Genomic DNA, 20,516 nt, shown 5'->3' on the forward strand with positions numbered 1-20,516 from the left:
GGTCATCTCCGGGCATGCAGCACCGCGTCCACATACGCGGTGCGGTCGAACAACTGCGTCGCGGTCGCGTCGAGGTAACGCTTCAGCGGCCCCGCGCCGATCGTGATCGCGACGACGCCCGCGAGCAGCAGCGCGCACGCGACGAGCTTCATGCTGCTGGCGGGCGGGGGCGCGGGCAGCGTGGACGGCGACCTGGGCGGCGCGTTCGCGTAGCCGAACGACGCGGGGATCGCCCACAGGATGCGGGTGCCGGCGCGGCTCATCGCGACGATCAGCAACAGGCCCGACACGAGCACGGCGGTCCACAGCACGGGCGCGCGCGCGAGCGGCGTCGCGGCGAGCACCATCGCCTTGCCGAGAAAGCCCGACAGCGGCGGCAGCCCGACCGCGCCGAGCGATGCGAAGAGCAGCAGCAGCGCGGCGGCGGTCGAAGGTTGCGCGGCGGCGGGGCCGGTGGCAGCCGTGACAGCGGCGACGGCGGGCCGCCCGGCCACGGCGGTGTCGATGGATGCGGCGGCGGGTTCGACGGGCTGGGATGTACCGACGGCCGCGGCCGCCGCCGCGCCCGCATCGAAAACCGGCGCCGTCACCGCGACAGGCAATACACGGCGCGGCTCAAGCTCGTCCGCCGCCTCGGGCGTCTGCGGCTGTGCTTCCACGACGTCCGCGAGCAGGAACAGCGCGGCCGTGCACAGCGTCGTGCTGACGAGGTAATACAGCAGCGCGCTCCACGCGCCGACGCTCTGCATCGACACCGCCGCGATCAGCAGCCCGACCGACACCAGCACGACATAACCGGTCGTCGCCTTCAGGCTCTGCACCGCGAGCGAGCCGAGCGCGCCGAACCCGATCGTCGCGATCGCGAGCCACCACGCCCAGCCGTTCATGAAACCGTCGAGCAGCCCGTGCGCGGCGCCGAACACGAGCGCATCGCAGCGGAGCATCGCGTACACGCCGACCTTCGTCATCACCGCGAACAGCGCGGCGACCGGCCCGATCGCGCTGCGATACGCCTGCGGCAGCCAGAACGACATCGGGAACAGCGCGGCCTTCAGCCCGAACACGAGCATCAGCATCGTGCCGGCGAAGGTCGCGAGCGGCAGCGTGTCCGCGTGGTCGCGCGCGAGCTGCGCGAGCCGTTCGCCGGCGTCGGCCATGTTCAGCGTGCCGGTCACGCCGTACAGCACGCCGAGCGCGATCAGGAAGAACGACGAGCCCGCGAGGTTCAGCACCAGGTAATGCAGCCCGTTGCGCACGCGCATCCGGCCGCCGCCGTGCAGCAGCAGCGCATACGACGCGATCAGCAGCAGCTCGAAGAACACGAACAGGTTGAACAGGTCGCCCGCGACGAACGCGCCGTTCAATCCCATCAACTGGAACTGGAACAGCGGGCCGAAGTGGCGGCCGCGCAGCGCGTCGACGGCGCTCGTGCCGAGCGTGCAGCAGCACGCGAGCAACGCGGTCAGCGCGAGCATCAGCGCGCCGAGCCGGTCGAGCTGCAGCACGATGCCGAACGGCGCGGGCCAGTGGCCGGGCGCGTACACCGCGATGTCGCCGGCCGCCGCGCGCGACCACAGCCACGCGGCGACCGGCAGCAGCGCGAGCGTCGCGATCACGTGGATCGCGTGTTGCAGCCGCCGCGCGCGCGCCGGCAGCGCGATCATCGCGCCCGCCGCGACGAGCGGGATCAGCACCGGAAGGAGCAGGCCGTGATTCATTCGGCGCGCGGCTCTTTGCCGTTCACGTGGTCGGTGCCGTTCAGCGCGAGCGAGCGCAGCGCGAGCACCACGCAGAACGCGGTCATCGCGAAGCCGATCACGATCGCGGTCAGCACCAGCGCCTGCGGCACCGGGTCCGCCTGGCCCGCGCCTGCGCCGGCCATCGGCGGGCGGCCGGTCGTGAGCCGCCCCATGCCGAGCAGGAACAGGTTGATCGCATACGAGAACAGCGTGACCCCGAAGATCACCGGCAGCATGCGCGCGGCGAGCAGCAGGTAGAGCCCGCACGCGCACAGCACGCCGACCGTCACGGCATAAGCGGCTTCCATCAGCTTTTCTCCACGGATTGCAGGTTCTTGTCGCGCACGCCGAGGTGCGACACGATCGTCAGCGTCGTGCCGACCACCGCGCCGAACACGCCGAGATCGAACAGCATCGCGGTGCTCAGTTCGATCTCGCCGACGAGCGGCAGATGCAGATGCCCGAACGCGCTCGTCAGGAACGGGTAGCCGAACGCGAGGCTGCCGAGCCCGGTCAGCGCCGCGCACAGGATGCCGAGCCCCGCGAGCGACCGGTAATTGATGCGGATGCGCGACTCGGTCCACAGCACGCCGCTCGCGACGTACTGCAACAGCAGCGCGATCGACGCGACGAGCGCCGCGACGAAGCCGCCGCCCGGCAGGTTGTGGCCGCGCAGGAACACGAATACGGCGACGAGCGCGGTGAGCGGCAGCATCAGCCGCGCGAGGATCGCGAGCAGCAGCGGATGCGACTGCGACGACCACGGCAGCCCGCGCGGACCGGTCTTCGGCGCGGCGAGCCGCAGCCCGCGCAGCAGCGCCTTCACCGCGAGGCCCGCGACGACCAGCACCGAGATTTCGACCAGCGTGTCGAAGCCGCGGAAGTCCACGAGGATCACGTTCACGACGTTGTGGCCGCCGCTGCCGCCGAGCGCGTTCGCGAGGAAGTACGGCGCGATGCCGGGCAGCGGCGCGCGCGTCAGCACCGCGTACGCGACGCCGCCGACCAGCGCGCCGCCCGCGATCGCGAGCGCCGCGTTGCGGATGCGCGCGGCGGCCGGGTCCGGCGCGCGCTGCACGGCCGGCAGGAAATACAGCGCGAGCACGAGCAGCAGCACCGTGACGATCTCGACGGAAATCTGCGTCAGCGCGAGGTCGGGCGCGGAGAACCGCGCGAACGCGAGCGTGACGAGCAGCCCGCAACTGCCGAGCAGCACGATCGCGACGAGCAGGGTCGCGCGCGCGAGCACGACGCCGATCGCGAGCGCCGCGAGCAGCGCGAGCCCGGCCAGCGTGACCGGGTCCGCCGGCATGCGCGGCGCGGGGCCGGCGAACGGCGCGAGCGCGCTCAGCGCGAGGCCGGGCACGACGAGCATCGCGCCGATCATCCACGCGAGGTATGACGGCAGCGAGCCGCTCTCGAACAGCCGCACGAGCGGGCGCGCGGCGCGTTCGAGCCGCCCCACGAACACGTCGAAGCCTTCGCTCGCGTTGAACTCGGACAGCAGCGAGCGGTGCCGGCGGAACGCGTCGCGGCGGAAGGCGAACAGCAGCACGCCGGCCGCGAACGACACGACGCTCATCGTCAGCGGCGCGTTCACGCCGTGCCACAGGCTCAGGCTGTAGTCGGGCGGCGGGCCGCCCAGCGTGACGCGCGCGGCCGCTTCGAGCATCGTGCCGATCGTGAACTGCGGAAAGAGGCCGATCAGCAGGCACACCACGACGAGGATCTCGACCGGCAGCTTCATGAAGCGAGGCGGCTCGTGCGGCGGGAACTGCGGCAGGTCGCGCGGCGTCGCGCCGTCGAAGAACACGCCGTACACGAAGCGCAGCGAATACGCGACCGACAGCGCGGTCGCGCACAGCGCGAGCGTCGGGATCACCCAGTTGAACTCGCCGAGCAGCCCTTGCGCGAGCGTCTCGCCGAAGAACATCTCCTTGCTCAGGAAGCCGTTCAGCAGCGGCACGCCGGCCATCGCGAGCGACGCGACGATCGCGAGCAGCGCCGTGTGCGGCATGTAGCGCCGCAGCCCGCGCAACTGACCGAGGTCGCGCGTGCCGGTCTCGTGGTCGATGATGCCGGCCGCCATGAACAGCGACGCCTTGAACACCGCATGGTTGATCGTATGGAACAGCGCGGCGACCGTCGATAGCTGCGTGTCGAGCCCGAACAGCAGCATGATGAGGCCGAGGTGGCTGATCGTCGAATACGCGAGCAGCCCCTTCAGGTCGCGCTGCACGAGCGCCATCGCCGCGCCGCCCGCGAGCGTGACGAGGCCGGTGAGGCTCACGATGTAGAACCATTCGTCGGTGCCGTCGAGCACCGGGTACAGCCGCGCGAGCAGGAACACGCCGGCCTTCACCATCGTCGCCGAGTGCAGGTACGCGGACACCGGCGTCGGCGCGGACATCGCGTGCGGCAGCCAGAAGTGGAACGGGAACTGCGCGGACTTCGTGAACGCGGCGAACAGGATCAGCAGCAGCATCGCCGGATACAGCGGGTCGTGCTGCACGCGGCCTGCCTGCGCGAGCACGTCGGCCAGTTCGAGGCTGCCGCAGATATGGCCGAGCAGCAGCACGCCCGCGAGCAGCGCGAGCCCGCCGGCCGCGGTGATCGAGAGCGACATCCGCGCGCCGCGCCGCGCGTCCGCGCGCGCCGGCCAGAAGCCGATCAGCAGGAACGACACGACGCTCGTCAGCTCCCAGAAGATCGCGAGCAGCAGTAGGTTGTCCGACAGCACGAGGCCCAGCATTGAGCCCATGAACAGCAGCAACAGCACGTAGAGGCGCGGCAGCGACTCGCTGTTCGCGAGGTAGTAGCGCGCATAGACGAACACGAGCAGGCCGATCGCGAGCACCAGCAGCGCGAACAGGTACGACAGGCCGTCGAGCCGCAGCCCGATCGTGAGACCGAGGCCCGGCACCCAGGGCCGCCGCCATGCGAGCACGCCGGCCGCGGGCATCCCGACGCGCTCGCTGATGAGCAGCCCGAGGCCGACGAGCGGTGCGGCGAACGCGAACCACGGGCTCAGCGCGCGCACCCGCACGCCGTCCGGCATCGCGAACATCGCGGCCGCGATGAGCGCCGCCGCGACGAACGGAAGGGCGATGAGCAGGGGCAGGGTCATTCGGCTGTCTCCGTAGGCCCGGCTTCGGCCGGCAGCTGCGCGTATTCGCGGGGATTGGCGCAACGCGCCGTGCGGCGCGCTGCGCGGCGTGTCGCGCGGGGTGCGGCGACCTGCCGGGCAACGCATCGGACGACGCATCAGCCCGTGCATCAAGCGGTGCATCAAGCGGCATGGCGGGCTGCGCAACGGACGCGGCTGTTGCGCAGCCCCCCGATCATAGCCGCATTCGGTGTGCGCAATACAGGGGGAAAGCCGGAAGAGGCGCGGTTTCGCGGGTTACGCCATCTGGCTCAAGGTCTTGCGAAAACGCGCGAGCGACAGCGCGAACAGCGCGCAGCCGATTGCCGCGATCCACAGGAACGGTTGCCACACCACGTCGATGCCCGCGCCGCGATACAGGATCGCCTCGCCCGACTGCACGAAATGCGTGGTCGGCGCGGCGAGCATGATGGTCTGCACGATCTTCGGCATGCTTTCGCGCGGCGTGGCGCCGCCGGACAGCATCTGCAGCGGCAGCATCACGAGCACGAGCAGCATCCCGAACTGCGGCATGCTGCGCGCGAGCGTCGCGAGGAAGATGCCCATCGACGTCGTCGCGAACAGGTACAGCGCGGCGCCGGCGAGAAAGAGCGCGACCGATCCCTCGACCGGCGCCTGCAGCAGCCCGCGCACGACGAACGTCAGCGACAGGCCAGACGCGACCAGCACGACGAGCCCCACCGACCACACCTTCGCGAGCATGATCCCGATCGGCGTGACCGGCATCACCAGCAGATGCTCGATCGTGCCGTGCTCGCGCTCGCGGATCAGCGCGGCGCCGGTCAGGATGATCGACAGCAGCGTCACGTTGTTGATGACCTCCATCACCGAGCCGAACCACGCCTGGGTGAGATTCGGGTTGAAGCGCATCCGCACCGCGAGATCGACCGGCAACTCGTCCGACGCGCGGTAGCGGTTCACGAACTCGCGCGCTTCGTCGTCGATCATCTGCTGGATGTAGCCGCTGCCGGTGAACGCCTGGCTCATCCGCGTCGCGTCGATGTTCAACTGGATCCCGGCCGGCCGCCCGGCGAGCACGTCGCGTTGCAGGTTCGGCGGGATGTTGTCAGCGCTCCTGCTTCTTCAGCAGCGCGGCCGTCGCGCCGAGGATCACCGGGTACGCGAGCGCGAGCGGCCCGAACGCGCCATGCAGGTCCGCGCAACCGAGCCCCTTGCTGAACACGCCGCGGCTGATCGTCAGCATGCAGGCGGCCGGATAGATCTGCCCGATCAGCCGCCCGCCGCCTTCGAGCGACGACACCGGGTTCAGGAGGCCCGCGAACTGCACGGCCGGCACCATCGCGCCGATCATCGTGAAGAACAGCGCGGCGATCTGGCTTTTCGTGAAGGTGGACGCGAGCAGGCCGATCGCGGTCGAGCACAGGCTGTACAGCACCGCCGCCGCCGCGAGCGTCCAGAAGCTGCCGATGATCGGCACGCCGAACGCGGTGACCGCGAGCAGCGTCATCAGCAGGAAGTTCAGCATCGCGAGCGCGACATACGGCGCCTGCTTGCCGAGCAGGAGTTCGCTTCGGCGGCGGCGGCCCGGTCGCAGCGATGCGCCGTCATGCGTTCGGCGGATGCGGGCCACGCGCCGGGCAGACAATGCGCCGCGCGGCGGTTGGCGCGCGACTGGCGGACGCGGCCAGGGCGGGCGTCCATCAGCGCGCGTCCGCGCGGCATCGGTCGCGCAGGCCGCAACGACGTCCGCTCAAACCGTGGAGGCCAACGAACGAAGCGCCGCGCCGCGCGCAAGACGGCGGCCTCGCAACGGCGCGAACGCCACGGCCAGCCGCAGGCCGCCGTTCCGGCCACGCGCCGTCGCCCCTACGGCGGATGGTCGTTTCCGGTTGACGCTGACGCTCGCTGCTGGGTCGGATCGGGATGGTCATGTCGGGTGCATCGAAAAAGTCGTTGCGGCGGAACTGACGCGATGCCGGCACGGATGCGAAGGCCGGTACGATCCTAACGCAGCGCATCAAGACGTGGCCGCAATGCGCACGTGGAGCGCTAACGCAGTCAGGCGGCGTTGCCGGCCGTTCGAGCGGCGCTTTTGCCGAGCCGTCGCGGCACTGGTACGCCGCTGCGCGAAACGCTGCTAAAGTCGCGGAACAGGGCCGGCGACACGACCGGCGGCTGTCCGGACGCATGCGTTGCTGGCGTGCGGGAACCCGGGCAGGCAGACGAAGCGCGAGCCGCAAGGAGGCGGTGATGAGGGAACGACGCAGCGCGCAGATCGAGTCGCTGAGCGCGGTGACGCTGACCGTCAGCGAGATCGGGCGCTCGGTGCGCTTCTACGAGACGCTGGGTTTCGAGCGCAAGCCGGGCGATTCCGTGCCGGGTTTCGCGTCGTTCGCGCTCGGCGGCGACCAACGCACGCCGCCCGCGTATCTGAACCTGCTCGAAGCGCCGCATGGGCCGTTCGGCGGCTGGGGCCGCGTGATCGTGTACGTGTCGGACGTCGATGCGTTTTATGAACGGCTGCGGGCCGCCGGCATTGCTCCGGCGTTCGCGCCGTCCGACGCGCCGTGGGGCGAACGCTACTTCCACGTGCTCGACCCCGACGGCCACGAACTGAGCTTCGCGAAGCCTCGCGGCTGATCCGCGCGGCGGTTTTGAAATAAGGATGACACCGGCTGCGCCGATAGTGACGCGTGGCCGCGGCCGTGCGCATACGCGGGCGGGCGCGGACGGCACGGATGCCTACGCCGGCATCGACACCGATACAGGAACAGGAGAACTGCAATGAACGAGTCCGACCGGGAAAACGCGACCGAACTGCATCGCCGTCGCCGCCTCGACGAAGAAATGCTCGACGCGTACGACGAGGAACTCGAAATGGAAGTCGACGACCGCCTCCAGGAAGGCGGTGGTTTCGAGCTGACCGACGACGAGCGCGTTGAACGCCGCATGTACTTCCGCGAGCTGATCCGGCTGCAGGGCGAACTGGTCAAGATGCAGGACTGGATCGCCAGCACCGGCCACCGGCTGGTCGTGATCTTCGAGGGGCGCGACGCGGCGGGCAAGGGCGGCGTCATCAAGCGGATCACGCAGCGGCTCAATCCGCGCATGTGCCGCGTCGCCGCGCTGCCCGCGCCGAGCAACCGCGAGCGCACGCAGTGGTACTTCCAGCGTTACGTCGCGCATCTGCCGGCCGGCGGCGAGATGGTGCTGTTCGACCGTAGCTGGTACAACCGCGCGGGCGTCGAGCGCGTGATGAACTTCTGCACCGACGACGAGTACGAGGAGTTCTTCCGCTCGGTGCCCGAGTTCGAGAAGATGCTCGCGCGCAGCGGCGTGCAGATCGTCAAGTACTGGTTTTCGATCACCGACGAAGAACAGGAAATCCGCTTCCAGAGCCGCATCGAGGACCCGCTGAAGCAGTGGAAGCTGTCGCCGATGGACCTCGAAAGCCGCCGCCGCTGGGAGGCGTACACGCAGGCGAAGGAAGTGATGCTGCAGCGTTCGCACATTCCCGAGGCGCCGTGGTGGGTCGTGCAGGGCGTCGACAAGAAACGCGCGCGCCTGAACTGCATCAGCCATCTGCTGTCGCAGGTGCCGTACCACGAGGTCGAGCATCCGACGATCACGCTGCCGGCGCGCGTCCATCATCCGGACTACATCCGCCATCCGGTGCCGGAGAACATGATCATTCCCGAGAAGTATTGACGCGATAAGCAAAACGCCGCGCGGCCCGTGACAGGGCCGCGCGGCGTTTTCATTTGACGCGGCGCGGGCTACGGAGCCGGCGCCGCCGTGCCTCAGAACAGATGGCGGAACAGCCAGTACAGCCCGGCGGCCAGCAGGATCGACGCGGGCAGCGTGAGCACCCATGCGAGCACGAGGCTGCGCACCGTGCTCCATTGCAGGCCGGAGCCGTTCGCGGCCATCGTGCCGGCGACGCCGGACGACAGCACGTGCGTGGTCGAAACCGGCAGCCCGTACACGTCGGCCGCGCCGATCGTCGCCATCGCGACCAGTTCCGCGCAGCCGCCCTGGCCGTAGCTCAGATGCTGCTTGCCGATCTTCTCGCCGACCGTCACGACGATGCGCTTCCAGCCGACCATCGTGCCGAGCCCCAGCGCGATCGCGACCGCCACTTTCACCCAGGTCGGAATGAACTTGGTCGCATGATCGATCTGCGTGCGGAAGTTCGAGATCGCCTTTTCGGCGTCCGGCGAAAAGGCCGGCTGGTTCGACTTCTGCATCAGCCGGATCGCCTCGGACGTGACGTACATGTCGTTGCGCACGTTGTCGACGCTCGCCTGCGGCACGTCCGCGATCGAGCCGTAACCCGCGACCGCGTTGCCGACCTGGGTCGTCAGCGCCTGCAGCGCCGGCACCGTCTGCGGCGTCAGTTGCCGCGAGCTGACGAACCGCTCGACTTCGGCGCGCGGGTTCGCGGGGGCCGCGACGCCGTTCGTGTAGCCGCCGAGCGTCTGCGCCGCTTGCTGCGCGACCGCGACGAACGTCTGCGTTTCGGCGGGCGTCACCGCGCGGTTCAGCGCATAGGCGGTCGGCACCGTGCCGATCAGGATCAGCATGATGAGGCCCATCCCCTTCTGGCCGTCGTTCGAGCCGTGCGCGAACGACACGCCGGTGCAGGTCAGGATCAGCAGCGCGCGGATCCAGAACGGCGGCGGCTCCTTGCCCTTCGGCTCCGCATACAGCGCCGGGATGCGCACCAGCGCCTTCAGCACGAGCAGCAGCAGGCCCGCTGCGATGAAGCCGACGACCGGCGAGAACAGCAGCGATTTGCCGACGCCGAGCGCCTGGCTCCAGTCGACGCCGCTCGTGCCGGACGCGCCGTGCAGCATCTGGTTCATCAGGCCGACGCCGATGATCGAGCCGATCAGCGTATGCGAACTCGACGACGGCAGCCCGAAGTACCAGGTGCCGAGGTTCCAGATGATCGCGGCGATCAGCAGCGCGAACACCATCGCGAAACCGGCGCTGTTGCCGACCTGGAGGATCAGCTCGACCGGCAGCAACTGGAGGATGCCGAACGCGACCGCGCCGGTCGAGGTCAGCACGCCGAGGAAGTTCCACGCGCCGGACCAGACCACCGCGAGGTTCGGCGTCAGCGAATGGGTGTAGATGACGGTCGCGACCGCATTGGCCGTATCGTGAAAGCCGTTCACGAACTCGAAGCCGAGCGCGATCAGCAGCGCGATGCCGAGCAGCAGCCACGGCATCGCCGAAGTCTCGCGCACCGGCGACAGGTCCGACGCGAGATGCGTGCCGACGTAGGCGATGCCCGCCGCGATGACGACGAGGAACGCAATGAGGCTCAGGTTGCGGCCGCGGGCCGGGGCGGCGCCCGGCTGCGACGAATAGGAAAGATCCGGCATGGTCTGCTCGCTCCGTTCAGTTCAGGAAACCGCGGCTTTCGATCCTGACTGGCGGGCGTGTCGAATTGATGACACATTTGTTTCATATAAGGCCCCGAATGGCGCGACGCGGCTTGCGATCTGCGCATGCTCGCCGATAATTGAGAGCCGGTGCGGCGCGCGCGGCGGCACGGTCGGACGCGCCGCCCGCCCTGTCGTGGCGATGCGCGATGCATCGCCCGCGCCGAACAGGCCGCATCACGACACGTAGAAAGAACCGTCGCGAGCCGCCCGGCGCCTACGACGCACGGCCGGACGACCGCGCGAACCTCGGGAGCTGCGCAGTGAACAAACGGGTGCTGCCGCCGCGCCACCGGGCGCGCAGATGGGTGACCGCGAAGGTGCTGGAGATCGCGCGGATGGTCGGCCGGCATCCGTTCCTCGCGGGGATCACCGGCACGCTCACCGCGACGGTGATGGCGGCGCTCACGTTCCAGACGCTTTATGCGGGGCGGGTCGAGGAACTGGATCACGCGGTGGAGAACTCGCGCAACGTCGTCACGACGATCAGCGGCGACCTCGCGCGCAACGTCGAGCTTTACGACCTGTCATTGCAGGCGGTCGTGACCGGCGCGCAGCAGCCGCAGACGTGGCGGCTGCCCGATGCGCTGCGGCAGCGCGTGCTGTTCGATCGCGCGACGGTCGCGTCGTTTCTCGGCGGCGCGTATGTGCTCGACGCGTCCGGACACGTGAAGGCCTCGCAGACCGGCACCCCGAATCCGGCGCTGTCGCTCTCGGCCCGCGACTACTTCGTCGCGCAGCAGCGCAATCCGGACGCGCAGTTGTACATCTCGAAGCCGTACCGGTCGATGCTGCGCAACGGCGTGCTGACCGTCGGGCTGTCGCGGCGGATCAACGGCGCGGACGGACGCTTCGACGGCGTCGCGCTGCTCGCGGTGCGCATCGAATACTTCCAGCATCTGCTCGACCGGATCGACGTCGGGCGGCAGGGCCGCGTGTTCGTCTTTCTCGACGACGGCACGCTGCTCGCGAGCAAGCCGACGCTGTCGCGCGGGATCGGCGCGAACTACGTGGATTCGCCGGGTTTCGCGCTGATGAGCCGGCGCGCGTCCGGCACGTTCACGACCAGCACGAAGGCCGACGGAGTCGAGCGGATCTACACGTACACGCACGTCGCGAATGCGCCGCTGATCGTCGGCATCGCGCCCGCGGTGGACGACCTGCTCGCGAACTGGCGGCGTCGCAGCCGGCTCGCGATCGGGCTGACCGTCGTGCTCGGCGGCGCGTACGTGGTGCTGTCGTGGCTGTTCGCGTTCGCGCTGCGCGACAAGGTGCTGGCCGAGGCGGAACTGATGCGGCTCGCGGTCACCGATCCGCTGACCGGTCTCGCGAACCGGCGCGCGCTCGACCGGCGGCTCGCGTCGGAGTGGCAGCACGCGGTGCACGACGAAATGCCGCTGTCGGTGCTGTTCATCGACATCGACCACTTCAAGCGTTTCAACGACACGTACGGCCACGCGGCCGGCGACGAGGTGCTGACCGTCGTCGCGGAGCGCATCGCGTCGGCGCTGCGGCGCTCGGTCGACACCGTCGCGCGTTATGGCGGCGAGGAGTTCGCGGTGATCCTGCCCGGCACGCCGGCCGGCAGCGCGGCGCGGATCGCGGAGAAGGTCCGCAGGCGGGTGGAGGCGGCGAACGTCGCGCATAGCGACTCGCCGCAGGGCCGCGTGACGGTGAGCATCGGCTGCGCGACGAGCCTGCCGCCCGACGGCGGCAGCGGCGCGCGGCTGCTCGCGGCGGCGGACCGCCAGCTCTACGAAGCGAAAGCGGCGGGCCGCAACCAGGTGAGGACGCAGGTGGTCAGCGGCGACAGCGTCGAGCCGCCGCTCGCCGCGGGGCATGGCGCGGCCACCTGAGCGGCCTGCCCGGGCGGCGGCTGCCTGCCGTGGACGGACCCGTGGACGGACCGGGCGGCGGCGATGGCGCGCGGGTCAGCGCGCCGACTTCGACAGACGATGCCCGAGGCCCAGATTCGAAACGATCTGCCACGTGTACACGCGCGAGTAGTGCACGCCGAACTGGCGGCCGATCAGTTCGCGCACGCGGCTGTTCGTCCACGCGTCGCTCGGAAAGCCGTGCTCGCGCGCGGAGCCGTGCAGCGCGCCCGAGATCCATTCGAGCGCCGCATGGTTCAGAACCGACGGCCGTCCGCCGACGCTCATCTGCTTGAGCGCGGCCAGGCCGCCGTCCTCGACTATCGTCTTGTAGCGCCGCACGGTCTGCGCCGAAAGATGCAGCGAATCGGCTACTGCGTTGACCGTGGCGCCGTCAATGAGCATCTGGCCGGCGGCCATTCTTCTCGCGACGCTCGGCAAATTCTCGGTTTGGGTAAGCATGGGATCACTCGTCGACGAAAGGTTCCGATCATGCGGCATCGAGAATACGCCGCCCCTGTCAGCCACTGCCCTGCGTGCGGATCACCTCTGCTGCGAGGTTGCCGGTGTCCGCGTCCGGACTACTGAGGACGATTGAACGTCCGCTGTGAGCGCGTGCGGACGCATTGCGTCCGCACGAATATTAATAAATGGTTTTGTATGGAATGTGTACACGCGCACGAAAAAAAGTCTGCTTGACTTGTCGATTATCGTGGACTATCGGGGAAAATCAATGTCGGTGAATCGGTGAACAATGCGCGCTGCCATTCCGGGATTCTCCTCATGTCCGCCACAAGCCGCATGCGGCCTTGTTTTCATATGATGTTTGCTATCCTGACCGGCGCGCGGCGCGGCGTTATTCACACGCTTTTCCGCATCGTTTAAATCGGCCCGGATGTAATCGCCATTTAACACGTTTTGCCGTTGCGCGATCCGGTTTCTGCATTGGGCGGATGAACGGAATGCGCGCGATTCAGGGTGTACCACATCGTGCGATTTAATGCGGTTTAAATGACGTCCGTTATTTCCGTGCGCACGTTTGCTAGCGTGCGGCTCGCCGTCGCCTGCGCGGCCATTCGCGCGACGTCCTTCTCCGATTGCGTGGACAATGATCGGGCTTTTGCGCATTGCAGGCTTTTGCGGCGACGGTTCCGGCACATTCACATCGCTTCGCGCATCGGACGTCGCTGCTTCCCGTTGTCGTTGGAAAACGCCATAGAAGGAGCCACCCCATGCGTGAGCGTCACCGTTCCATTTCGCTGCGGCTTTCGCTGCGGCTCGCAACGGCCGGTTGCGTCGCGGCTGCCGTATCCGCTGCGCCGTTCGCGCCGCTTCATGCGGCCACGCCCGCCGATGCCGATGCGCCGTCCGCCGTGCTCGGCATGAGCGTGACCGAGACCAACGCGCGCATCGTCAGCATCGACCCCGCCACGAACAGCGTCACGCTGACCGGCGAGCGCGGCACCCGGCGCGGCAACCGCGTGACCGTCCATGTGGATCCGGAGGTTGCCGACGTCAGCAAGCTCGCGCCGGGCGACCACGTGAACATCGTGTACCGCCATGCGTTGCTGCTGCGCGCGGAGCGCAGCGGCTCGGGCGTGCGCTCGCGCGTCGAGACGACGTCCACCACGCCCGCGACCGGCGGCGTGACGACGACGTCGCACAACATCGAAGTGGTCGCGACCATCCGCAACATCGATCGCGCGCGACGCGAGATCACGCTGCGCGGTCCGACCGAGACGGTGACGCTCGACGTGCCGCCGAACGTGTCGCTCGAAGACCTGCGGGTCGGCGACAACGTGCGGGCGAGTTACGTGACGCAGAGCGCGGTGAAGGTCACGCGCGATGGGCAGCCGGTTCACTGAACACGGCGGCGCGCGCGGCGTCCGCTGCGATGTGCCGGAGTTTAACGCTACGGTCACGTTGGACGGGCATCATCGCTGGCTCATCATTGTTCTTCACGTCCCTGTGGCCGCCGACTTTGTCGGCGGCTTTTTTTTCGCGCTTTTCCCGCAGCTTTCAGGCCCGCATTTCTGCGACGTTTTGCCCGCCATCGTCCCGGCGTTTTCGCAGATGGGGCTCATGACCCGCATGCTATGCTCGGTCGCAGCCTGAGGGCCGCCGCCCTTCATCCATCGCACAACCGCGGCGAGCCACGCCACCATTCGCATTGCATACGCCACGCGTATTCGCGCGTCGTTTTCCCGCCGCCATGGCGGACCCGTTCCATCCCGTCACACCACGACAATGGAGGCAGACATGAAAGCGCTGGTATTCCGGGGTCCCGGTCAAAAGGCACTCGAAGACAAACCGGAACCGAAGATCGAAAAACCGTCCGATGCGATCGTGCGCGTCACGAAGACGACGATCTGCGGCACCGACCTGCACATCCTCAAGGGCGACGTTCCCGAAGTGAAACCCGGCACGACGCTCGGCCATGAAGGCGTCGGCATTGTCGAGGCGGTCGGCGACGGCGTGTCGAACTTCAAGGTCGGCGACCCGGTGCTGATCTCGTGCATCAGCTCGTGCGGCAAGTGCGAATACTGCCGCCGGCAGATGTATTCGCATTGCACGACCGGCGGCTGGATTCTCGGCCATCTGATCGACGGCACGCAGGCGGAGAAGGTCAGGATTCCTCATGCGGACACGAGCCTCTACCATCTGCCGAAGGACGCGGACGAAGAGGCGCTCGTGATGCTGAGCGACATCCTGCCGACCGGCTTCGAATGCGGCGTGCTGAACGGCAAGGTGAAGCCGGGGCAGACGGTCGCGATCGTCGGCGCGGGGCCGGTCGGCCTCGCCGCGTTGATGACCGCGCAGTTCTATGCGCCGGGGCGGATCATCGTCGTCGATCTCGACGACAACCGGCTGGAGGTCGCGAAGACGTTCGGCGCGACCGACGTGGTGAACAGCAAGGGCGGCGACGCGGTCGAGCGCGTGATGGCGCTGACCGGCAATCGCGGCGTGGACGTGTCGATCGAGGCGGTCGGCATTCCGGCCACGTTCGCGATCTGCGAGGCGATCGTCGGCGCGGGCGGCACGATCGCGAACGTCGGCGTGCACGGCACGAAGGTGGACTTGCACCTCGAAAAGCTGTGGTCGCACAACATCACGCTGACGACCGGGCTTGTCGACACCTACACGACGCCGATGCTGCTGTCGACCGTCGAGACGAAGCGTCTCGAACCGGGCAAGCTGGTCACGCACCGCTTCACGCTCGACAAGATCGCCGATGCTTATGCGACGTTCGGCGATGCGGCGCGTTCGCAGGCGCTGAAGGTCATCATCTCCGCGACGTAGCCTTGATGTCGCGCGCGGCCGGAGTCGTCGGGCTCCGGCCGCGTGTCAGTCATGGTCGGGAAAACCGCCGCGCCCCTGCGTGACGTCGCGCAGCGCATCGCGCGCCGCGTCGATCACGTTGGCGGGCAGACGGATCGTCAGGCGCACCGTCATCCCGTACTCGCTGCCAGCCAGCGTATGGCCTTCCTGCTCGATCCAGTGGCGCACGCGCGCCTCTTCCGGATAACCGATCTCGATCACCAGTTCCTTCTGCGCGATCCGCTCGACGCGCGGCGCGTCCTGCAACGCGGTCGCGATCGCGTCGGTGTACGCGCGCACGAGCCCGCCCGCGCCGAGCTTCACGCCGCCGTAATAGCGGACCACGGCCGCGAGCACGCCGTCCAGATCGTGATGGCGCAGCACTTCGAGAATCGGCCGGCCCGCGGTGCCGGACGGCTCGCCGTCGTCGGACATGCCGGACTGGCCGCCCGCGAGCAACGCCCAGCAGACGTGCGTCGCGGCCGGATGCTCGTCGCGCAGCCGGCGAAGCTCGGCCATCGCGGCGTCGCGATCCGCAACCGGAATCGCCTGCGCGATGAAGCGGCTCTTGCGAATCTCCAGTTCGGCGGTGACGGTGGTGGAAAGGGTGTGAGTCACGTTAAATGGGTTGATTTTTATAATAAAAACGAGCTTCACGACGGCCTGCGCTGCGCCCGATCAGATATGAACCTGTACGTCTGCCTGGAACCTGCTGCATGGGCATGGCGATCCCCTGCAACTACAGATTCGGATGTTAACCCTGTTCGAGGAAAGCTGGTAACGCCCGATCGGCCGCAAACCGCCGTTCGCACATCGTAGCCGACGTGTCCGCTACATGCCGCTACATGCGAGTGAGCCGGGCATTCGCGACCCGTTTGCCGCGAATGCCCGGCCATAACTTCAACGAAGCAAGCCGTCAACCCCGTGCGTGCTCTCCATGCCGCAGCGCCATTGGCTTGTTGCGGAGTGGAACAGACATTCGGGGTCGCGGCAGCGAGGACATAATTATTTTCTGCTCGCGCTCCGCATTAGAACTTGTGAATGATCGCGATGCGCGCCGAAGTCTGCTCGTGATTCGACGACGGTCCGAAATAGAAGCCTTGTCCCTGCGTGGCGTTGAGCGGCCCCGATGCGACCTGATAGGACACCGCCGCATAGAAGCTCGTACGCTTGCTTAGATAGTAGTAAGCGCCGATGGTGGGCTGATTCCAGTGAACGTCGCCCATCTTCTGATACTCGTAACCTGCGATGCCAAGCAGTTGCGGCGTCACCGAGTAAAGCGCGCCGGCTTCGTACACCCACAGCGTTTGCTGCGTTCCATAACCCTTGAAGGTGGTCGCCGTGACATTGCCCGTCAAGGTCAGGTTGCCGAGCTTGTACGAGGCGCCGACTTCACCCATCGATTGACGGTCCACCGGAAATGCCGTGCCGTACGGATACAAGTCCGTGACTTGCCCCGTTGCCGGGTTTCGGGTCGCGACGGTCTGATTCAGGAAAGTGAATACGCCGAGCTGGTTATACGGGTCAAGGGCGGCGATACCGTGCGGATTGTTCAACTGCGTATAGACCGCCGCCAGACTGAGATTGCCTTGATCGTATTTCGCACCGGCGCTCCACGCGCTGTTTTCACGAAGGCTGCCCGCCACGTTGCCAAACGAATACATCGCGCCGAAGCGCAGTCCGTGGAAATCGTTGCTGGAGAACTTCACCGAATTGTTCAGGCGATCGCCGCCCTGACGGTCGACGTCGCCCATGTGGCCGCCGTAAGCGAGCGCATAGCCCGTTGCGCTGAACTCGGTGAGGTAGTCGAACACGAAGTCGTACTGGTTGCCGAGGGTCAACGTCCCGTACTGATTGGATAAACCAACGTACGCCTGCCGCCCGAACATGCTTCCTCCCTGGTTCAATCCGCCTGTGCCGAGTGAGAAGCCGTTCTCAAGACGGAATACCGCCTTGTATCCGCCGCCCAGGTCTTCGGACCCCTCCAGACCGAACCGGTTGCCGAAATTGATGCCGTCCGCGAACTGATAAAGCCGACTGCCGCCCTGATTGCTTACATACGTTATTCCCGCATCGATAAGCCCATAGATTTCGACCGAACTTTGCGCATACGCACCGGCGCTCATGCATGCGAGCACCACACCTACTCCGCACCTGAAATATTTCATATTTTCTGTCGTCTGGTTTTGTATTGGTGAATCAAGACATCGTGGGCAAAAATCAATGACCGATACGGCTACTGGATAAACCTGTTGGTGAACAGGCTGTCGACGGGCTGGGCGGCACGCACTACCTTCTCGTCGAGATAAGCGGATTGCACCTTCTCCACGATGGCCCGATCGAATTCGCCCGGTCTGAGCGGTCCCGGAAAGACGCTCTTTGCGTAATAGCTGAGCACTTTGGTCACGAAGTCGAGCTTGCCGCTGTAGGACGGCACGGCCGCCACATATTCCTTCGCGCTTGCCTGCGGGTCCTGTTGAATGTCGTTCATCGCGTGAAGCGTGGCGCGCACGAACTTGCGCACGGTTTCCGGATCGGACGCGATCTCCCTGTCGGAGGCGATGATGGCCTGCCCCATGCCGGGCGTGAACTGGTCCGTCGGACGGTAGGTCACCTTGACGCCGGTTGCCTCGACATCGGCGCCCCATTCCGGCGTGCCTACCAACGCATCGGATTTACCGGTCGCCACGTCCTGCCACACGCCGCTCGGACCGCCGGCGTGAACCTGGAGATCGGTGCGGGTCAACTGGGCGCTGCCCAGAATGCCAAGCGTGACGAAATAGGAGGTGTCTTCATACGACATCACCGAAAGCGTCTTTCCCTTGAGGTCAGCCGCCCTCGCAATATGACGGTCGTCCCGGGTGATCAACTGATGCAGCGGGTGACCGCCCAGCAATGCAACGGCTTTCACGTCGATGCCATTCGCCCGCAGGATGATCGGCGTATCGCCGAGCGCGTCGCCCAGGTCGCCATTGCCTGCCGCCAGCTGCTTGCCGACATCCGCCCCGCCATGCACGGCAACCCAGCGTACGCGCAGACCTTCTTTCGCGTAATAGCCCTTGCTGTCGGCCAGCATGAATGGGGCGAAAGCCAGTTCGCCAGGCGGGGCCGCGAGCAGGAAGGTGACGTCCTTCAACGGAGTCTGCGCATGCACATTCAGGCTGGCGGCGGCCAGCGCGGTGAGCGTCGCCAGCGTCCGCGACGCGCGGGTCAGTACTTTTACTATTCCGGTTTTCATTTCGCCATCCTTATCATGCGATTTAAAACTTTCTTGATGAAACGCTCACGTTCACACTCCACGAACCAGCCGGCCCGCCGGGAAGCGGGCACGGCGGGCCTGCGTCAGGCGGGATCGTTGGCGGCTGCTTCTCCTTCTTCCGCGGCACGCGCGCCATGCACCGTGAAGAAAGTCGCGCCCTCAAGCCTTTGCCCGATAGCCGCTTCGTATGCTTCGCGAACGTGGTCGGGCTGCCCAGCCTGACCGATAAAGTCCCGCAGATAAGGTCCCAGCAAGGGGTGCGCGGCGAGTTCGGCACGCGTCAAGCCGTTCATCAGTTCATCGCGGCACGCCGACGGCAAATAAACGTTGTGATTCGCTTCCCGGTCGGTGATCAGCCCTTTGGGCTGTTTGCCGGCGGCTACCGCTTCCAGTTCTTCAAAGAAGCGCCGGCGCAGCATCACGACTCCCCGGTCGCTTGCGCCGAGCGTTTCCTTCGTGCGATCGGTGATCGCGCCCTGGCCTACCCACGCCGCGAAATCCTGATTCGCGACATGACTCGTAATCCACGCGCCGTTCTCGTCGCGCACGGGTCCGTACCAGCTCGGGATGTGCTCCTGCACATAGGGCTCCTGCTCCTTCGGCACCCGGTTGAACACCCACAGCACGCTGAGCGTGTTTTCATCGTCGATCGGCACGCGCCATTCGAAGTGATGGCCGAGGTAGAAGCCGTTGGGCCACAAGGTCACGCGGCCGATGGTCCACATCGGGTTCTGCTCGCTTTCTTTCGCACGCAGTCGCTTGTAGATGAAACCGAAATCGAATTCTTCATACTGAGTCTTCAGATGCGTCGGGACATATTCCGCGTTGCTGTCCTGCAAGCGCTGCGTCCAGTTGTTATGGGTCCATTCGAAGTGAATCGGATCGATCGAATTCTCCTGGCACTGGAACCAGTTGCACGGCACCTCCGCCAGAACGACCTGGGCGAATCCGTGCTCGTAGTGGAAGGGCTCCCAATCCGGCAACTCGGGAGCCGGCGCCGGACCCATGTAAGCCCAGATCAAGCCGGCTTTCGCCCTGACTTCGTAAGCGGTGACGGTGACTTTTTTGCGCAGGCGCGCATCGGCGTCGACAATCTCCTCGTAGGGCTGGTGGGTGCACTGGCCCTTCGCATCGAACTCCCAGCCGTGGTACGCGCAGCGCAGACCGCATTTTTCGACGAACCCGAACGCGAGGTCCGCGTTGCGGTGCGGACAGCGCCGCTGCACGAGGCCGAACTTGCCGGAGAGGTCCTTGAACAGCACCAGGTCCTCTCCAAACAGGCGAATCGGGCGAACCGACATCTCGTCGAATTCGCTTACGCCCGCAACGGGATGCCAGTAGCGCCGCAGGTAGTCGCCCATTTGCGTGCCAGGTCCAACCTCGGTGAGCAACCGGTTCTTTTCTTGGCTTAACATTTTTGAATCTCGCGTGAATATCGACATCGGGATGTGCACGTCGCTGCGAATCCGCCGACAGTCGGCGTGTGGCTCCGCCAGCGGCTGCAAACCAACTGCCGGCTTGCGTCCTGGCACGAAGCGCCGCATCGCAAGCGAAGCGTTAGCCGGATTCTTTGTCGCGGATATTCGAGGGACAACTCCCGGAACCATCAAAAGAGTTGCAGAACGTCCCAGGCGGCGGATGGACTCCGGCTCGCGACGATTTCCGCCTCCCGCAAATTTTGTCCGGCTAAGCTGGGCATAGTGGGAGAACCGTATCGACAGACGCCCGGAGCCGGGCGATCCTGACGTG

At 66.7% G+C, this 20,516-nt stretch carries 16 protein-coding genes and 2 pseudogenes; 6 read left to right on the plus strand and 12 right to left on the minus strand.

All coding sequences use genetic code 11. The features are described from left to right. Positions 1 to 2: 2 nt before the first annotated feature. From BLV92_RS22930 to BLV92_RS22950, 5 genes and pseudogenes are all read right to left on the minus strand, one after another. Positions 3 to 1,718 carry a monovalent cation/H+ antiporter subunit D gene (locus BLV92_RS22930; RefSeq protein WP_090549301.1) on the minus strand — a complete coding sequence of 572 codons (1,716 nt, stop codon included), beginning with the start codon at positions 1,716 to 1,718 and terminating at the stop codon, positions 3 to 5. Further along, positions 1,715 to 2,047, minus strand: a complete 333-nt coding sequence (locus BLV92_RS22935; RefSeq protein ID WP_090549304.1) for a Na+/H+ antiporter subunit C — start codon at positions 2,045 to 2,047, stop codon at positions 1,715 to 1,717. Before BLV92_RS22935 ends, BLV92_RS22930 begins: the two co-directional genes overlap by 4 nt. Then, positions 2,047 to 4,866: a monovalent cation/H+ antiporter subunit A gene (locus tag BLV92_RS22940; protein ID WP_090549307.1), complete on the minus strand. Its 2,820-nt coding sequence runs from the start codon at positions 4,864 to 4,866 to the stop codon at positions 2,047 to 2,049. Before BLV92_RS22940 ends, BLV92_RS22935 begins: the two co-directional genes overlap by 1 nt. A gap of 276 nt (positions 4,867 to 5,142) precedes the next feature. Further along, positions 5,143 to 5,970 (minus strand): annotated as a pseudogene (locus BLV92_RS22945) (ABC transporter permease); the annotation flags it as partial. Position 5,971: 1 nt separating this feature from the next. Next, positions 5,972 to 6,439: pseudogene (locus tag BLV92_RS22950) on the minus strand (ABC transporter permease); the annotation flags it as partial. A gap of 677 nt (positions 6,440 to 7,116) precedes the next feature. Between BLV92_RS22950 and BLV92_RS22955 the strand changes: the two are divergent. Then, entirely contained in the window at positions 7,117 to 7,506 is a 390-nt protein-coding gene (locus BLV92_RS22955; RefSeq protein ID WP_090549312.1) for a VOC family protein, read from the plus strand. Positions 7,507 to 7,650: 144 nt separating this feature from the next. After that, a complete protein-coding gene (ppk2, locus tag BLV92_RS22960; RefSeq protein WP_090549315.1) occupies positions 7,651 to 8,574 on the plus strand; it encodes a polyphosphate kinase 2 in 924 nt (307 codons plus the stop codon). 92 nt (positions 8,575 to 8,666) lie between these two features. Here the strand turns inward: ppk2 and BLV92_RS22965 are convergent, their stop codons facing one another. Further along, on the minus strand, positions 8,667 to 10,256 hold the full coding sequence (locus BLV92_RS22965; protein WP_090549318.1) for an inorganic phosphate transporter: 1,590 nt from the start codon (positions 10,254 to 10,256) through the stop codon (positions 8,667 to 8,669). A gap of 323 nt (positions 10,257 to 10,579) precedes the next feature. On the opposite strand from BLV92_RS22965, the gene BLV92_RS22970 reads away from it, so the two are divergent. After that, entirely contained in the window at positions 10,580 to 12,172 is a 1,593-nt protein-coding gene (locus BLV92_RS22970) for a GGDEF domain-containing protein (RefSeq protein ID WP_244283894.1), read from the plus strand. Positions 12,173 to 12,247: 75 nt separating this feature from the next. On the opposite strand, the gene BLV92_RS22975 is transcribed toward BLV92_RS22970, so the two are convergent. Beyond that, positions 12,248 to 12,652, minus strand: a complete 405-nt coding sequence (locus BLV92_RS22975; protein WP_090549321.1) for a helix-turn-helix domain-containing protein — start codon at positions 12,650 to 12,652, stop codon at positions 12,248 to 12,250. Between the two features lie 255 nt (positions 12,653 to 12,907). Beyond that, on the minus strand, positions 12,908 to 13,354 hold the full coding sequence (locus BLV92_RS31750) for a hypothetical protein (RefSeq protein WP_143040720.1): 447 nt from the start codon (positions 13,352 to 13,354) through the stop codon (positions 12,908 to 12,910). Between the two features lie 68 nt (positions 13,355 to 13,422). On the opposite strand from BLV92_RS31750, the gene BLV92_RS22980 reads away from it, so the two are divergent. From BLV92_RS22980 to BLV92_RS22990, 3 genes are all read left to right on the plus strand, one after another. Continuing rightward, entirely contained in the window at positions 13,423 to 14,055 is a 633-nt protein-coding gene (locus BLV92_RS22980) for a hypothetical protein (protein ID WP_090549324.1), read from the plus strand. Then, positions 14,036 to 14,305 carry a hypothetical protein gene (locus BLV92_RS22985; protein ID WP_090549327.1) on the plus strand — a complete coding sequence of 90 codons (270 nt, stop codon included), beginning with the start codon at positions 14,036 to 14,038 and terminating at the stop codon, positions 14,303 to 14,305. Before BLV92_RS22980 ends, BLV92_RS22985 begins: the two co-directional genes overlap by 20 nt. A 144-nt stretch (positions 14,306 to 14,449) precedes the next feature. After that, the gene (locus BLV92_RS22990) at positions 14,450 to 15,490 is read left to right on the plus strand and encodes a zinc-dependent alcohol dehydrogenase family protein (protein WP_090549330.1); all 1,041 of its coding nucleotides are present in this window, start codon (positions 14,450 to 14,452) and stop codon (positions 15,488 to 15,490) included. A 45-nt stretch (positions 15,491 to 15,535) separates the two neighbouring features. Here the strand turns inward: BLV92_RS22990 and BLV92_RS22995 are convergent, their stop codons facing one another. From BLV92_RS22995 to BLV92_RS23010, 4 genes are all read right to left on the minus strand, one after another. Beyond that, the gene (locus BLV92_RS22995; protein WP_090549332.1) at positions 15,536 to 16,126 is read right to left on the minus strand and encodes an IMPACT family protein; all 591 of its coding nucleotides are present in this window, start codon (positions 16,124 to 16,126) and stop codon (positions 15,536 to 15,538) included. Positions 16,127 to 16,536: 410 nt separating this feature from the next. Beyond that, positions 16,537 to 17,676, minus strand: a complete 1,140-nt coding sequence (locus tag BLV92_RS23000; protein ID WP_090549335.1) for a porin — start codon at positions 17,674 to 17,676, stop codon at positions 16,537 to 16,539. Positions 17,677 to 17,744: 68 nt separating this feature from the next. After that, positions 17,745 to 18,746, minus strand: coding sequence for an ABC transporter substrate-binding protein (locus tag BLV92_RS23005; RefSeq protein ID WP_090549338.1), 1,002 nt, complete (start codon positions 18,744 to 18,746; stop codon positions 17,745 to 17,747). A gap of 104 nt (positions 18,747 to 18,850) precedes the next feature. Continuing rightward, positions 18,851 to 20,311, minus strand: a complete 1,461-nt coding sequence (locus BLV92_RS23010) for an aromatic ring-hydroxylating oxygenase subunit alpha (protein WP_244283895.1) — start codon at positions 20,309 to 20,311, stop codon at positions 18,851 to 18,853. Positions 20,312 to 20,516 lie beyond the last annotated feature (205 nt).

This window comes from Paraburkholderia caballeronis (assembly GCF_900104845.1).
In the GTDB taxonomy this organism is placed as follows: Bacteria; Pseudomonadota; Gammaproteobacteria; order Burkholderiales; family Burkholderiaceae; genus Paraburkholderia; species Paraburkholderia caballeronis.

Excerpts from the sequence above, each read along its gene's own strand:
- BLV92_RS22930 (WP_090549301.1), bottom strand. The coding sequence starts at position 1,718 with ATGAATCACGGCCTGCTCCTTCCGGTGCTGATCCCGCTCGTCGCGGCG.
- BLV92_RS22935 (WP_090549304.1), bottom strand. The coding sequence starts at position 2,047 with ATGGAAGCCGCTTATGCCGTGACGGTCGGCGTGCTGTGCGCGTGCGGG.
- BLV92_RS22940 (WP_090549307.1), bottom strand. The coding sequence starts at position 4,866 with ATGACCCTGCCCCTGCTCATCGCCCTTCCGTTCGTCGCGGCGGCGCTC.
- BLV92_RS22955 (WP_090549312.1), top strand. The coding sequence starts at position 7,117 with ATGAGGGAACGACGCAGCGCGCAGATCGAGTCGCTGAGCGCGGTGACG.
- ppk2 (WP_090549315.1), top strand. The coding sequence starts at position 7,651 with ATGAACGAGTCCGACCGGGAAAACGCGACCGAACTGCATCGCCGTCGC.
- BLV92_RS22965 (WP_090549318.1), bottom strand. The coding sequence starts at position 10,256 with ATGCCGGATCTTTCCTATTCGTCGCAGCCGGGCGCCGCCCCGGCCCGC.
- BLV92_RS22975 (WP_090549321.1), bottom strand. The coding sequence starts at position 12,652 with ATGCTTACCCAAACCGAGAATTTGCCGAGCGTCGCGAGAAGAATGGCC.
- BLV92_RS22980 (WP_090549324.1), top strand. The coding sequence starts at position 13,423 with ATGCGTGAGCGTCACCGTTCCATTTCGCTGCGGCTTTCGCTGCGGCTC.
- BLV92_RS22985 (WP_090549327.1), top strand. The coding sequence starts at position 14,036 with ATGGGCAGCCGGTTCACTGAACACGGCGGCGCGCGCGGCGTCCGCTGC.
- BLV92_RS22990 (WP_090549330.1), top strand. The coding sequence starts at position 14,450 with ATGAAAGCGCTGGTATTCCGGGGTCCCGGTCAAAAGGCACTCGAAGAC.
- BLV92_RS23000 (WP_090549335.1), bottom strand. The coding sequence starts at position 17,676 with ATGAAATATTTCAGGTGCGGAGTAGGTGTGGTGCTCGCATGCATGAGC.
- BLV92_RS23005 (WP_090549338.1), bottom strand. The coding sequence starts at position 18,746 with ATGAAAACCGGAATAGTAAAAGTACTGACCCGCGCGTCGCGGACGCTG.
- BLV92_RS23010 (WP_244283895.1), bottom strand. The coding sequence starts at position 20,311 with ATGCGGCGCTTCGTGCCAGGACGCAAGCCGGCAGTTGGTTTGCAGCCG.